General features: G+C 36.0%; 14 protein-coding genes. 6 read left to right on the top strand and 8 right to left on the bottom strand.

Annotated features, from left to right (window positions below; translation table 11 throughout):
• Positions 1–8 precede the first annotated feature (8 nt).
• Positions 9–1,121: a 2-iminoacetate synthase ThiH gene (gene thiH, locus JCM15579_RS16430; RefSeq protein WP_054721757.1), complete on the top strand. Its 1,113-nt coding sequence runs from the start codon at positions 9–11 to the stop codon at positions 1,119–1,121.
• A gap of 4 nt (positions 1,122–1,125) precedes the next feature.
• On the top strand, positions 1,126–1,707 hold the full coding sequence (locus JCM15579_RS16425) for a HesA/MoeB/ThiF family protein (RefSeq protein ID WP_218186207.1): 582 nt from the start codon (positions 1,126–1,128) through the stop codon (positions 1,705–1,707).
• 297 nt (positions 1,708–2,004) lie between these two features.
• Here JCM15579_RS16425 and JCM15579_RS16420 read toward each other — a convergent pair whose 3' ends face one another.
• Together JCM15579_RS16420 and JCM15579_RS16415 are read right to left on the bottom strand one after the other, a co-directional pair.
• Positions 2,005–2,358, bottom strand: a complete 354-nt coding sequence (locus JCM15579_RS16420) for a TehB-like domain-containing protein (protein ID WP_172677458.1) — start codon at positions 2,356–2,358, stop codon at positions 2,005–2,007.
• 130 nt (positions 2,359–2,488) lie between these two features.
• The gene (locus tag JCM15579_RS16415) at positions 2,489–3,787 is read right to left on the bottom strand and encodes a hypothetical protein (protein WP_218186206.1); all 1,299 of its coding nucleotides are present in this window, start codon (positions 3,785–3,787) and stop codon (positions 2,489–2,491) included.
• Between the two features lie 135 nt (positions 3,788–3,922).
• On the opposite strand from JCM15579_RS16415, the gene JCM15579_RS16410 reads away from it, so the two are divergent.
• The 3 genes from JCM15579_RS16410 to cobA all read left to right on the top strand — a co-directional run bounded on the left by JCM15579_RS16410 (position 3,923) and on the right by cobA (position 6,064).
• Positions 3,923–4,354: a hypothetical protein gene (locus JCM15579_RS16410; RefSeq protein ID WP_054721753.1), complete on the top strand. Its 432-nt coding sequence runs from the start codon at positions 3,923–3,925 to the stop codon at positions 4,352–4,354.
• A gap of 13 nt (positions 4,355–4,367) precedes the next feature.
• Complete coding sequence (locus JCM15579_RS16405; RefSeq protein ID WP_054721752.1) at positions 4,368–5,198, top strand: NAD(P)H-binding protein; 831 nt, start codon at positions 4,368–4,370, stop codon at positions 5,196–5,198.
• An 89-nt stretch (positions 5,199–5,287) separates the two neighbouring features.
• The gene (gene cobA / locus JCM15579_RS16400; RefSeq protein WP_083464731.1) at positions 5,288–6,064 is read left to right on the top strand and encodes a uroporphyrinogen-III C-methyltransferase; all 777 of its coding nucleotides are present in this window, start codon (positions 5,288–5,290) and stop codon (positions 6,062–6,064) included.
• Positions 6,065–6,155: 91 nt separating this feature from the next.
• Here cobA and JCM15579_RS16395 read toward each other — a convergent pair whose 3' ends face one another.
• From JCM15579_RS16395 to JCM15579_RS22045, 6 genes are all read right to left on the bottom strand, one after another.
• Positions 6,156–7,205 (bottom strand): hypothetical protein, encoded by a 1,050-nt coding sequence (locus JCM15579_RS16395; RefSeq protein WP_054721750.1) that lies wholly within the window; start codon positions 7,203–7,205, stop codon positions 6,156–6,158.
• Between the two features lie 532 nt (positions 7,206–7,737).
• Positions 7,738–8,322 (bottom strand): indolepyruvate oxidoreductase subunit beta, encoded by a 585-nt coding sequence (locus JCM15579_RS16390; protein ID WP_054721749.1) that lies wholly within the window; start codon positions 8,320–8,322, stop codon positions 7,738–7,740.
• Between the two features lie 32 nt (positions 8,323–8,354).
• On the bottom strand, positions 8,355–9,980 hold the full coding sequence (locus JCM15579_RS16385) for a thiamine pyrophosphate-dependent enzyme (protein WP_054721747.1): 1,626 nt from the start codon (positions 9,978–9,980) through the stop codon (positions 8,355–8,357).
• A 449-nt stretch (positions 9,981–10,429) separates the two neighbouring features.
• Positions 10,430–11,227, bottom strand: coding sequence for an ABC transporter permease (locus tag JCM15579_RS16380; protein WP_157471524.1), 798 nt, complete (start codon positions 11,225–11,227; stop codon positions 10,430–10,432).
• Positions 11,228–11,250: 23 nt separating this feature from the next.
• Positions 11,251–11,550, bottom strand: a complete 300-nt coding sequence (locus JCM15579_RS22050) for an ATP-binding cassette domain-containing protein (RefSeq protein ID WP_172677457.1) — start codon at positions 11,548–11,550, stop codon at positions 11,251–11,253.
• A 14-nt stretch (positions 11,551–11,564) separates the two neighbouring features.
• Entirely contained in the window at positions 11,565–11,846 is a 282-nt protein-coding gene (locus JCM15579_RS22045; protein WP_054721743.1) for an ATP-binding cassette domain-containing protein, read from the bottom strand.
• A 512-nt stretch (positions 11,847–12,358) separates the two neighbouring features.
• Here JCM15579_RS22045 and JCM15579_RS16365 point away from each other — a divergent pair.
• Positions 12,359–14,322: CoA-disulfide reductase (locus JCM15579_RS16365; protein WP_054721741.1), on the top strand; the 1,964-nt coding region annotated here is incomplete at its 3' end.

The raw sequence follows: 14,322 nt of genomic DNA, 5'->3' as shown, positions 1-14,322 counted from the left end.
TTACACTTATGAGTTTCTATAACGAAATACAAAAATACAATTGGGAAGAAGTCAGGAAACAGATCTACTCAAAAACGGAAGCCGATGTGAAAAGAGCTCTGGAAAAAGAGAAGATTGATTTGCATGATTTTCAAGCCCTCATTTCACCAGCTGCTACTGCCTGTTTGGAAGCAATGGCGCAAAAAAGCAAACAGCTCACACAAAAGCGATTTGGCAAGTGCATCCAGATGTACATTCCTTTGTACATCTCGAACTCCTGCACCAACACTTGCGTTTATTGTGGATTCAATCACAAAAATAAATTTGATCGCAAAATCCTTACTTCTAAAGAGATTAAACAGGAAGCTGAAGAGATTAAAAAGTTAGGATTTGAACACATTCTTTTGGTTAGCGGTGAAGATCAAAAAAACTGTGGATGCGATTATATAGGAGAAATGATGGATAGCATAAAAGATCAATTCTCATTGATTTCGCTTGAAGCACAACCTTTATCAACTGATGAGTATGAGAAATTGACTCACAAGGGATTGAATACAGTTTACATCTATCAGGAAACCTACAACGAAACCAATTACAAAAAATATCATCCGGCGGGAAAAAAATCGAATTATCAATACCGATTGGAAACGCCTGACAGATTGGGGGAAGCCGGCGTACACAAGATTGGCTTAGGTTGTTTGCTAGGATTAGAAGATTGGCGCGTTGATACTTTCTTTACCGCACTTCATCTTCAGTATCTTGAGAAAAAATACTGGAAGAGTAAATATTCCATCTCCTTCCCTCGTCTTCGTCCTCACGCTGGTGGATTTCAGCCTAATTATGAAACCACTCAAAAAGACCTGGCACAACTGATCACTGCATATCGGATTTTGAATCATCACATTGAGATTTCACTATCAACCAGAGAAAGTGAAAAATTCAGGGACAACATGTTACAACTTGGTGCAACTTCATATAGCGCTGGTTCTAAAACCAATCCTGGCGGGTACACGAATGCAAAGGAATCATTGGAACAGTTTTCTGTAAACGATGACAGAAGTCCTTCTGAAATTGCCAAGATGATTCAAACCAATGGCTACGAAGTTGTTTGGAAAGATTGGGATAACTTTATGCAACAATAGTAATATGAACGAAATTCAGAAAGAGAGATACAATCGACATATTATTTTGTCTGAAATTAGCGAATCAGGACAAAAGAAATTATTAGATGCTAAAGTTTTGGTAGTAGGTGCCGGAGGCTTAGGAGCTCCGGTTCTTCAATATCTTGTAGCTGCCGGAGTGGGTGAAATTGGTATTGTCGATGCCGATAATGTAAGTCTTTCCAACCTTCAAAGACAAATCCTTTACCGAGAAAATGAAATTGGTAAATCGAAAGCTGAGCAAGCCAAAGCAACATTAAATCAATTGAATTCTGATGTGAAAATATCCTGCTATTCAGTCATGCTGGATGATGATAATGCACATGAAATCATTTCTAAATATGATATTGTAGTAGGTGCAACGGATAATTTTAACTCACGAAAATGCATTGATAAAGTGACAAAAAAACAGGAAAAAGCATTTGTTCATGCATCCATTGGAGAATTCGAAGGGCAAATTGCTGTCTTTAATTATCAAAATGGGCCCTCCTATTTCGATTTGTTTCCTGAAACACCAGAGGAAGCAAGTCTTCCTTCGGGAGTCCTGGGCGTTTTGCTGGAATCATAGGTAGTATGCAAGCTTGTGAGACAATTAAAATCATTCTTGAAATTGGTGAAGTTCTATCAGGTAAACTATTGGTATATGATGCGCTTACCCACAAATCCAATGTCATTCAATTTTGTTAATGATATGATCAAAATTCTCATATTAAGTGAATTTGAAAATTGATCCCATAAAATCTTGTCCTTAATTCTAATAATTAGTGCAGCAACGCTAACTTTTGGTCTGAAAAAACTTACGTAAACAAAAATAAGAAAGCCATTGAAAACAATTTCAATGGCTTTTTCTCACTGTTTCTTGCAGCTATAAAAAATCTTGTCCCGGTCTTTCCTTCTCTTCAGGGTGCTTTATTTCAATCACCTTATCCAATAGAGTATAAAACTCTACTCTAAACTTTACAGGTCCGGTTATTATTACATGATGATATCTTTCAGGATAAATAACAATCGGATGTTGCGGATCAGCATCTAAAGCAGGTCCTTCTTCATCTTCCCATACATATTGGCAATGCCCCTCTTCTACCACCAACAAACCAATTTTACCTTTTGGGGCTAAATGCGATTTTAGTATGGCAGGCTTTACTGTCTCCTCATTCATACTAGGTGTACTTCCCACTTTTATTGCTCCTTTTGGCAATTCCTCATTTTGGTAATTCATATGCTTAGCATTAAAAATCATTCTATTCAAAGCTAGTTTTTATCAGCCTAACAACATATACCTACTTGTAGTGATTTTTAAAGAAAAACGCCATTGATGAATTTCAATGGCGTTGTATAATTGTTTCTAGTTATTTTAAATTGGTTGGAACTTGAGGTGTCGAAATTAAATGCGTAAAAATCTCCCAACGCTTATCGGGATTGGTTTCCACTCCTCCTCTTTTCTCTACGTATTCTTTCACCAAATCTTGCCCCCAATTGTAGTTGATGATATAGCTACGATAAGTTTCCGGAAATCTGAAAGTTGATTCATTTGCTTTGCGCAAAGCATATTTTTCCATCCATTTACCGGTTTCTTCTTTCGTCCATTTTCCATCCAGATAATTTCTCATGGCCGAAGTTCTGGCATAAGTCAACTCGTGCGTTAATTCTTGAATTTGGTAATACAAATCAACTTTTTCGGTATCTAAATCTGCCAAAGGAAATAGAACTTCTTTCTCGAACTTCATCCTTTCCTCGCGAGGAAAAACCACGTTAATACCATAATTTGCAGTTCCTTCTGCAATTAATGATTGAGGGCTAAATAATGGATATACAGAAAACTCAACCCATCCTCTTTCCTTCACCAAATTACTTTCTAACAATGAATTGTAAACATGATGTCCAGGATATCCCTCATGACTTGCCAAATCAATGGCTCTATCGATAAGAATCGGAAAATCGATATTAACCTGAATCAAGCTAAAGTTGTTCCCCTTATACCAATTGTAACCAGCCCAAGCTTTATCGGTAACATATTCCAATTCAAAATTTTCATTTTCCGGCAAAGAAATATGTTGTTTTGTTCTCTTGCGCGATTCTTCGATTGCAGCTCTAAAAACAGTATCTACCTTGTCTTTGGGAATTACAAAATCCTTTTGAAATTTGGCCAGGCGATCGATTAAATTACCTTTACCAGGAAGCAATATTTCCAATTCATTGATAATTTCTGCAAAGTGCTCGTCTTCGAAATCAGGAACTACTGCATCATATAATGCATTAGATTCTTCATTAAATGTAAATTTCTTTCCTGATAGCATTTCAATTCTTGCTTTAACTGCAATAAATTGTTTTAACATGTATAGCTTACGCAATTTCAACATTTCGTCTTTTTCCGAAACATCAAGCGTCTTCACTTTTTGACTTAAATCTTCAATTCGTTTCAAGAGCTCCGCCGATGGAATTTGATTCATTTTTCGCTGCTCCACTTCTGTCTTCCATTCTTTTGGCCCATAATAAGCATCTACATACAATGGATCGTAAAGACCAATCTCCAATACGGTTTTCACGTAACTTTCTGCAACTTGATTCATTTCCAGATTTGCATCTGGCTTTTGGGTACACGATGCAATAATTCCGCCTAATATAACAAGTGATAATAGTTTCTTCATCTGTGAATTTTAAAGGTTATAATAGTGTTTATTTTAAGTATGAATCAAAATTAATAAAGCATTTGAAATATAAATAATATCCAAGTCACAGTTTTTTCTACTATTTTAGATCCTCTTATAAAATACAAATACAATATGGACGCTATATTATTAAAGGATTCACTAAATACAAAGGATATCAATGATCTGATTCTAAAAGGAGTTAATGACATGGATATCAATCAGGACAAGCGAAACGAAATTGAAATTGAATCCAATCAACTTGCCACAGCATTTGTTGAAGCAATTAACTATCATACTGAAAATAGAAATAATACCGATTCAAGTTATGCATTTCAAATCGCGGTTAAATTCAACAATTTTACTGAAGAGTTTAGAAAGGTATTTGTAAAAAATTATCAGAAAGACATTTTGGTTGGTTTTGGAATTAGTGCAATTTGGATGGGAATATTGAATGGCTTGGATGCTGAAAGTGGTATTATGCCAAATCATCCTTTTAAACGTGAAATTGCAAACTGCCTGGTGAGCATTACCGAAATTCTTGACGAAAACAAACCTAATTCATAAAATCCATTGAACTATGACAGACACTTCTAATTTGAAGCGCATCTCAATACTTGGTTGTGGATGGCTAGGTTTGGCTTTAGCCAAAAAACTGCTTTCACAAGGCTTTGAGGTAAAAGGATCAGTAATGCAAGAAGAAAACCTGGAAGAGCTGCATCAACTTGGACTAAAAGCCTACCAAGTAGTATTAAATCCACATTTAGAGGTGTGTAGTGATGATGATTTTTTTAATACAGATCTTATAGTATGCAGTATTCCTCCTAAACGAAGAGAGGATATTGACACCTTCTATCCCAAACAAATTGAGGCTCTAAAACAGAACGCCCAAAAACATGGCGTAAAAAAAATACTATTCATTAGTAGTACCTCCGTTTATCCAAATACACTTGAAAAAGTTACCGAAGAGCTTCAATTAACTCCTGAAAAGGCAAGTGGTAAAGCTTTAGTTATGGCGGAAGAAATACTCTCCCAATCAAATGATTTTGAAACTACCATATTACGCTTTGGTGGTTTAATAGGCTATGATCGCCATCCTGGAAGATTTTTATCGAACAAAAAGAAATTAAAAAATGGTTTGGTTCCGGTAAATCTAATTCACCAGGATGATTGCGTGAAAATCATATCTGAGATTATCAGGCAAGATGTTTGGGGAGATGTTTTTAATGCTTGCTGTCCGGAGCACCCAACTCGAAAAGATTTTTACCAAAAAGCAGCTCGTGCAGCCAATCTGCCCGAACCTGAATTTCTAGAAGATGAACAAATGGCTTACAAATGGGTTGATTCATCCAAATTAATCAAGAAATTGAATTATAAATTTATTTACACAAGTCCTCTTGACACAATTTAAATTGAATTTACTTGAGGTTCTTTAAGAATATTCTACTTTTGTGATCCTATAAATTACAGAAGTAGAATTGATCATATAAGAGAACTGAAATGCAACATAGATTGTACATTGTAGGGGCAGGACCTGGAGATCCGGATTTATTGACGGTAAAAGCTCACAGGGTTTTAATGGAGGCAGACATGGTATTATACGATGCTTTGCTTGGAAAACAAATTCTTGAAATGCTTCCTGAGAGTTGTGAAAAAATCTATGTTGGGAAAACTTATAAAGATCAGCAGGACCAAATAAAGCGCATGTGTAGAATCAATGCCTTAATGAAAAAAGGTGTTGAAGAAAGCAAACGTGTTGTTCGTTTAAAAACCGGCGACCCTCTAATCTTTGGTCGAGGAATTGAGGAAGTACGCTTTCTTCGAAACGAAAAGATTGATTATGAACTTGTCCCAGGAATTACAGCTGGTATTGCTGCGGCAAACCATTGCCAAATTCCAATTACCGAGCGCTCAATAAACCGCACCCTATTATTTTGTACAGGCACTACTTTGGATGGCGACATGAAACAGTTCGATGCCGTTTCAAGCATGATTCAACTGGGAACTCCTGTAATGATATACATGGGTTTGAATAACCTTGGTAGTATCATTGACAAACTAATTGGAAATGGTGTTAAAGCAGACACTTCCATTTGTGCGATCTCGAAAGTATCCTATCCAGACGAAAAGATGCTATTTGGAAACTTGAGCAATTTCATGAGTAAATTGGAGCAAAATCCTCTTGAAATGCCAACCATTATGCTTATTGGTGAAAATATAATGCCTATGCTCGAAGAGGCGGATGAATTGCTAAACCAATGCTCTGATTGTAATTAATGATTCGATCAAAAGACTCAGGTGAATGGCCTGAGTCAAAAGCAATTTATAGCATCTATACTTACCGAAACAAGTACAAGCAGTCTGCTTTTTAAATGATATGATAATACATCAGTAGTAATATCGTTCCTAATAATAATATATTACTCACCAACCTACTTCCTTGATTTAGCAATACAATTACAAGTGCTTCTTTAGCAGGAAAAACACTCATTGCTGATGGCAAACTTCTTCTTAAACTTCTTATGGGAAGTGAAATAATATTGCCCATTAGCAAAGCTATTAAAACATGAGAAGCCTGTAAACTTCCAGTTTTTAAAAAGCCTGCAGCAACAGTAGCTGCACTAAGAATGCCGCCCAACATAGAACTTGCCACAGCAACAGATTCCGGAGGAAAGTACTCTCTCAAACTTGAAGATTTAAACAAACTATCCGATAAATCGAAAAAACCAATTTCATTTAAAAAAGAGAAAAACAAAAACATCGGGATTGCGATAAGGAACATCCTTTGCACCACCAAGTAAGTTTTTTTGCGAGCTTTCTCTATGCTCACCCTCCAGGTATCAGCACTTCTCTCCTCTTTCTCAACTTGAATATCATTCTGAATATCAGGAATCGTTTTGCTATATCTCGATGCCAATAAGGCTATTAAAACTACAAGAAAACCCAATCCGAAAAGCAATCCAAAGTAACTGGCTCCAACCACTCCCACTGCTGCAATGGTTGGATACATGATTCGAAGGCTATGGTACAAATAACTCATGAAAGAAGTACACATTGCACTTACTCGAAGTTGTTTGCGACTCATCTGATTGTTTTCGTATGCAGATGTAAGCATACTGTTTGCAGTAATCAAAGAGAAAAATGAACTAAATATAGCGGTAGCGGAAATATTTGGCAGTTTTGCCCATCGGGTAATCGGACTGGTAAATCGCTTCATCAATTGTGACCAGTTTCTCTCCTCGATAAGATTACCTATAAAACTTGCAATGCTTGTGGTAATGATGATTTGTAAGGCCAATTTTAAATTGAATTCTAACCAATTTAAAGATGGAAGATTAAAGCCAATGCCCAAAACAATTAGCACCACAACAAAGTACCATATCCAACTTAACAGTTTATTTTTCTTCTTTTTTGCCAAAGTTTTAATTTTTGCGCAAAGTAAAACATTATTATAAACAATTCAATAAAAATATGGCCTTCACATTGACATATCCTGATTAAACTAAATTTTAACTTACTCATAAAAGTGCAATGCTTTTAAATTAGAGCTGGCTATTTAAATCATCTGAAGATTGATAAAATTATTTTCTAGCATTAGATTAAACCGATGACCAGTGCAGGATGAGATTACTCTCTAGTAGTAGAAAAAAGTCTTGACTAGTACTAGATTAACTTGTCGTCTTACATTGGAAATAAACCTATGGTAGTACTAGAAAAAAAACTCTAATACTTAAAATATAAATAAGTACAGGTTAAGATCTTCTCTAATTGGAAACAAAAAATCCCCGAAAGGAAAATTCCTGACGGGGATTCTGAGTTATAGTAGTCTAGGTTAGGTACAAATACTATACCGATTGGTATTTGATTAATTCTCTATCTGCATAAACTTGATATTGAATATCAAATATCCATCGGCATAATACCGGAATATTTGTTACTATACTACGGTATTATTTGTTTTCCTCAGCAAACTTACGTCCTGCGTGAAGTGCTTTAATATTTATTTCGATTACTTCCTCTCCTTTTCTTTCGAAAATCTTACGAATACCTGCTTCAAGATACTCGAAAGGAACATCGATAAATGGTGAAGCAGCACCCAACATTACGAAGTTGAAAGCACGCTTAGAACCAGTTGTTTCCTCAGCAATCTTATCAGCATCGATCAAAACGTAGTTTGGAAGATCTTTAATTGTCTTCTCTAACTTTTCCATTTCCGGGTAATCAGGAATGTTCACGAATGGAGTTGAGTTGGTTACTACGTATCCACCTTGCTTTAAGTAAGGCAGGTAACGAAGCGCTTCCATTGGCTCAACTGATAAAATGATATCAGCACCTCCTTTTGGAATCAAATCTGAATAAATTGGCTTGTCAGAAATTCTCATGAATGACTGAACATCACCACCACGCTGACTCATACCATGAGTTTCAGCTTGCTTCATATATAAATCATTTTCTAGAGCAGCAGATCCTAAAGCAGCAGCAATGGATAAAATCCCTTGACCACCAACACCTGCTATGACCATATCTGTTTTCATCGTCTTTTTAGTTTTTCAGGTTATTAATTGAATTATGCTTTAGCAGCTGCTTTTGCTATAGCGGCTTTCTTGATTTTCTGATCGCGAACGTTCTTCTGAACACAAACACGACGAGGAATAATTACAGATACTCCTTGGTATTCAAATTCTTTGCGAAGAAGATCTTTTAAATCATCACGTTTTTTAGGTACAGCAGTTAATACATGTAAATGTTCTGGCTCAACACCCAAACCTTCACAAATTGATTCCAATTTACCTTTAGCAGATGAATGCTGACCTCCAGTCATAGAAATAGACTCGTTATCAGAAATAATTACTGTAATTGGAGTCTTTTCGTTAATAGCATCCAATAAACCAGTCATACCCGAGTGAGTAAATGTAGAGTCACCAATTACTGCAACCGATGGAATCAATCCTGCATCAGCAGCACCCTTAGCCATGGTTATAGAAGCACCCATATCTACACATGAGTTGATAGCATTAAATGGAGGCAATGCACCTAGAGTGTAACAACCTATATCTGCAAATACACGACCTGCACCATACTCAGCTACAACTTCGTTCAATGCAGTATATACATCAATGTGTGAACATCCAACACACAATGCTGGTGGACGAGCAGATACCAAGCTTGGAACTTCGGCACCTTCTTCAACATCAAAACCTAAAGCTCTACCAACCATTTCAGGTGTCAACTCACCATCGCGAGAAAGAGTACCATCCAAACGACCGATTACAGCTTCTTTTTCCAAATATCCTTTCAACATTTCTTCAACTACAGGATATCCTTCTTCCAATACCATTACCTTATCGCACTCGCTGGTGATTTTTTGAATCATTGTGCGAGGAATTGGGTACTGGCTTACTTTTACAACTGGATACGGGCATTCTCCGTTAGGATAATTCTCCATTAAATAGTTGTAACCTAAACCACAAGCAATAATACCCATTGATTTATCAGTACCTTCGTTATAGCTGTTATATGGTGATTCTTCAGAAGCAGTTTCGAATTTTGCCTGGTTGTTCAACAACAACTTGTAACGCTTACGCGCGATACCTGGAAGCAATACGAACTGTACTTTGTCTTCTGGTAACTTCATGTCGTTTTGAGCAACAACCTCAGCAGCGCGAGTAACTCCTGCACGAGAGTGAGCCAAACGAGTAGTAATTCTCATTAATACTGGAATTTCACAAGCTTCAGACAATTCAAATCCGAAACGAGCCATATCATATGCTTCTTGCTGGTTAGATGGTTCAAGGATTGGCATCATGGCAAACTTACCATACACACGTGAATCCTGCTCGTTCTGAGAAGAGTGCATTGATGGGTCATCAGCAACAACGATCAACATACCACCATTTGCCCCAGTAATTGCAGCATTCATAAAACAGTCAGCAGCAACGTTCAAACCTACGTGTTTCATACACACCATAGAACGTTTTCCAGCATATGACATTCCCAATGCAGATTCCATAGCAGTCTTTTCATTGGCTGCCCAGTCTCTGTGAATATTTAATTGTTGTGCTTGCTTAGAGTGTTGAATGTACTCTGTAATTTCGGTTGAAGGTGTTCCTGGATAAGCATAAACTCCAGACATTCCGCCATCGATTGCACCTTGTGCAATGGCTTCAACACCTAATAGTAAAGACTTTTGCATGTTATATTTGTTTAACTATTTAGTTTTCTATATGTTCAGACAACTTGCAATCTAAAATTGCAGGTATGCGAGAGATGTGATTTTACGATTTGAAGTAAAAAATACTTCAAATTCAAAAACTCAGTTACAAATTATTGTGTATAGGAAAACGGACCCTAAAATTTAAGGATCACGGTAAGAGGTGGATTTTATAATCCACCGAAGATTTCAAAAAAACATACTAAGTATGCGAGAACGTAAAAGTAAAATTCAAAATAATCTTTCATTTCTACTTATAGATTGTAACTCAAATGAGCTTTCTACTTTTATTTGCTGCTAAAATACCATTATTTGGATTAAAGCCAATAAAAAAATATTCCCCAGAGATTTTTTAGATTCATTTCAAATAACGAAAACGGTTGCGTAGATATCACAAGACTAATCTATCTACCACATCATAAGGCAAAAAGTTATTTCTTAGCTGCAAAAATACCCGGTTTAAATCTACCGTAAGAATCAAATACAAATCGATTGGTCAAGATGATACTTACCATCAAATTTAAAGAACATCCAACAAATATGGCAATCATGATTAGAATCTGATATTTTATGGCTATCACTGGAGAACTACCTCCCAAAATTTGTCCTGTCATCATTCCTGGTAAGGAAATCAAGCCCAATACCGACATGGTTGCAATTAAAGGGTTCATACCACTCTTAATGGCTGATTGGATATATGGTAACAAGGAGTGTTTTTGACTATTGGTATTCACCAAGAGAAAGAAATACAATTCTTGTTCTTTATGCAATCGTGAAAAGTAATTGCTAATTCCAACAATATTGTGATTTAATGCATTCCCTAAAATCATACCAGAAATGGGAATGAAATAACGGGCATCAAATACATAATCCAATTGAATGATGAAACCAAGAAAAAAGGTATCTACAATAAATATGCTGGTCAATCCAGATATAAAAAACGGAAGTACAAAATGCTTGTAAGATAAGCCAGTTCGTTTAATGGTAGTGAAAGTTCCAACCAACACCATGGCAATTACCCAGACTGAATTAATGAACGCATTATTCCATTCAAAAATATATTCAAGATAGAGTGCCACCAATGACAGTTGAATGATCATTCGAATCATTGCAATCAAAGTTTCTTTGATAATTTTAACTTTGAAATACAAAAATCCCACAATAGGGATGATCATTAAAAAACCTCCAACAATTAGGTGTATTATTCCAATATCAGCTATTTCTTGCATGCCAGATTGATTTTATCAAATCATTACAATTCAAATACATTTGAGCAACTCTTCACCCATTGGCTATTGTGGGAAGTAGATACAACGGTCCTATCCTTAAGGCTATTCACCAGTTGAATCAATAGTTCTATTGATTCTTCATCAAGTGCAGAAGTTGGTTCATCTAATAATATAATTGGCTTTTGCAGGCTCAGACTTACTGCCAATACAATTCTCTGTTTTTGTCCACCACTAATTTCAGTAAAGACTCTCTCCTGCTCTCCATTATTTATTTCAAGCTGCTGCAGATAATGCTTAAACATTTCTACCTGTTTTTCATTCAACTGTAATAATTCTATCAGTCTTGTCCAGAATCAACAGGTAGATTAACATTTTGAGGAAGCCAGCTCATTTGTTTTCTGAGTTCTTCAACATTATCAGAAGCAAGTTTGTGACCATCTATAAATATATCACCAGAATCAGGTAAAATAATTCCAAGCATCAATTTCAACAGAGTCGATTTTCCTTTTCCAGAAGGCCCACTCAAACAAAATGAATCGCCACATTTTACATCGAAATTAAGTCTCTCACAAATAATTTGATCTGAGAATTTTAAGCTTACATTATCAAATTTTATCATACTGTAATTTACACCATTTAAATTTCATAGTTTCGCTTAAAACTTACTCTGAAATTTTAAATTAAAATGCCGATATATAATTAGTTCTACATTTGGAGTGATACGAACAAATAGCGCTTACTAATTAAAAATCGGTATTATCCTTAAAACGAAAATAAGCCTATTTTACCTTTTTACCCGTGCATTTATCACATTTATTTTGCTGATAGATTTCCTTATTCCTGATCTTTTGTAATGCTCTAGATGCTCATTACTTGTAGAGTAAGTTAAATTCCACGATAATAATATTGAGATATTTCTCAATTTAATACAGTGTGAGATATATCACACCTTACATATGAAACAGATATTCAACAACTAACAAGCACATAGGTTAAAAACATGCTACAAAACACATCTCAAAACTGTACAGAAGTCTTGTATCCATTAAATCAAATCTTACTTTTGCACCTATTACATCTAGATATCTGGATGTTTATTTTTGTACAGATATAATTATTACAAGATATACAATGGCGAAATATTTAATTGTTGGTGGAGTTGCAGGAGGTGCAACAACGGCTGCTCGTCTTCGAAGAATGGATGAATCAGCAGAAATAATCATGTTTGAAAGAGGTGAACACATTTCATATGCAAACTGTGGATTGCCTTACTATGTAGGAGATGTAATCACCGAAAGGGAACATCTTTTGTTACAAACTCCTGAAAGTTTCAACAAAAGACTAAATGTGGATGTGAGAATACTTAATGAAGTAATTAAAATCAACAGAGAGAAGAAAGAAGTTGAAGTAAAAGATTTAAAAAGCAATACTGTATATATAGAAACATACGATAAACTGATTGTTTCACCAGGAGCTGAACCAATTAAGCCTCCTATTCCTGGCATCAACGATTCTGCAATTTTCACTGTAAGAAATGTAAAAGATACAGATAAAATAAAAGCTTACTACAATGAAAACAAGCCACAAAAAGCCGTTGTAGTAGGTGCAGGCTTCATTGGACTGGAAATGGCAGAAAACCTTCACCACCTGGGAATGATGGTTACTATAGTTGAAATGGCAGAACAGGTAATGACTCCATTGGACTATGAAATGGCAGCAGTAGTTCATCAGCATCTGAAAACTAAGAAAGTAGAATTTTTTTTAAAGGATGGAGTAAGTGAATTTGATCGCAAAGGCGATTATCTTGAAATTCGTTTACAATCGGGAAGAAAAATTGAAGCCGATATGGTTATTCTATCAATTGGTGTTCGTCCTGAGACAAAATTAATTAAAGAAGCTGGAATTGATCTTGCTCCAAATGGTGGTATCCAAGTTAATAAATACCTACAAACCAGTGATGAGCATATCTATGCTTTGGGGGATGCAATCGCCTTTCCTCACCCTATTACTGGAAAATATACCAATGCTTATTTGGCCGGTCCCGCTAATAAGCAAGGACGTTTGCTTGCTAACAATTTGGTATTGGGTCACAAACACGAATACAAAGGTGCAATTGCTACAGCAATCGCTAAAGTATTCGATTTGACTGTTGGGTCTACCGGATTGGCAGAGAAAGTATTGAAAAAGGAAGGAATCAATTACATCTCAAATATCACTCATGGAGGATCACATGCCGGATATTATCCAGGAGCAACTCCTACCAGTATTAAACTGATGTTCCATCCAGAAAATGGGAAGCTATATGGAGCACAAGTTTTAGGCTACGAAGGAGTTGACAAGCGTACGGATATGATTGCTACAGTTCTTCAAAATAACGGCACCATTTACGATCTTCAAGAAATTGAACATGCTTATGCTCCTCCCTACTCGTCTGCAAAAGATCCTGTCAACCAAGCTGGATTTACTGCAGGAAATATCATCGAAGAATTGGTGAAAATCATGCATTGGGATGAGCTTTATCAACTTCATGCTCCAAACAACTTCATTTTGGATGTTAGAACTCCGGATGAATATGAATTGGGAAATATTGAGGGATCGGTAAATATCGAAGTTGATCAGATCAGAAACCGCCTGGATGAAATTCCGAGAGATAAAAAGATTGTTATTTATTGTGGTGTTGGTTTAAGAGGATATTTTGCCGCACGTATTTTAATGCAAAAAGGATTTTCGGAAGTATACAACCTAAGTGGTGGCTACAAAACTTACGAACATGCAACCTGTAAACAAAGTAATGAAGATATTTTTGAGTCGAGTTATATTGCAAGAGACAGTCATATCTACAGAGGGAAACCCAAATCTGAAAATAAAGGAACCAACACAGATACAAAGGTAATAGAAGTTGATGCTTGCGGTTTGCAATGTCCTGGTCCAATCATCAAATTGAAAAAAGAGATGGATCAATTGGAAAATGGGCAACGCTTGCAACAGAAGGTTACCGATCCTGGATTTGCAAAAGATGTAGAAGCATGGTGCAAGATGACTGGTAACCAATTAATTTCTGTGGATTCTGAGAAAGGAATTTATACAGCTTTGAT

Source organism: Marinifilum fragile JCM 15579 (assembly GCF_001310955.1).
In the GTDB taxonomy this organism is placed as follows: Bacteria; Bacteroidota; Bacteroidia; order Bacteroidales; family Marinifilaceae; genus Marinifilum; species Marinifilum fragile.
The sequence above is the reverse complement of the archived record's forward strand: the minus strand, read 5'-3'. Positions and strand labels throughout refer to the sequence as shown.

Coding starts and splice junctions, on each gene's coding strand:
- thiH (WP_054721757.1), top strand. CDS start 9: ATGAGTTTCTATAACGAAATACAAAAATACAATTGGGAAGAAGTCAGG.
- JCM15579_RS16425 (WP_218186207.1), top strand. CDS start 1,126: ATGAACGAAATTCAGAAAGAGAGATACAATCGACATATTATTTTGTCT.
- JCM15579_RS16420 (WP_172677458.1), bottom strand. CDS start 2,358: ATGAATTACCAAAATGAGGAATTGCCAAAAGGAGCAATAAAAGTGGGA.
- JCM15579_RS16415 (WP_218186206.1), bottom strand. CDS start 3,787: ATGAAGAAACTATTATCACTTGTTATATTAGGCGGAATTATTGCATCG.
- JCM15579_RS16410 (WP_054721753.1), top strand. CDS start 3,923: ATGGACGCTATATTATTAAAGGATTCACTAAATACAAAGGATATCAAT.
- JCM15579_RS16405 (WP_054721752.1), top strand. CDS start 4,368: ATGACAGACACTTCTAATTTGAAGCGCATCTCAATACTTGGTTGTGGA.
- cobA (WP_083464731.1), top strand. CDS start 5,288: ATGCAACATAGATTGTACATTGTAGGGGCAGGACCTGGAGATCCGGAT.
- JCM15579_RS16390 (WP_054721749.1), bottom strand. CDS start 8,322: ATGAAAACAGATATGGTCATAGCAGGTGTTGGTGGTCAAGGGATTTTA.
- JCM15579_RS16385 (WP_054721747.1), bottom strand. CDS start 9,980: ATGCAAAAGTCTTTACTATTAGGTGTTGAAGCCATTGCACAAGGTGCA.
- JCM15579_RS16380 (WP_157471524.1), bottom strand. CDS start 11,227: ATGCAAGAAATAGCTGATATTGGAATAATACACCTAATTGTTGGAGGT.
- JCM15579_RS22045 (WP_054721743.1), bottom strand. CDS start 11,846: ATGATAAAATTTGATAATGTAAGCTTAAAATTCTCAGATCAAATTATT.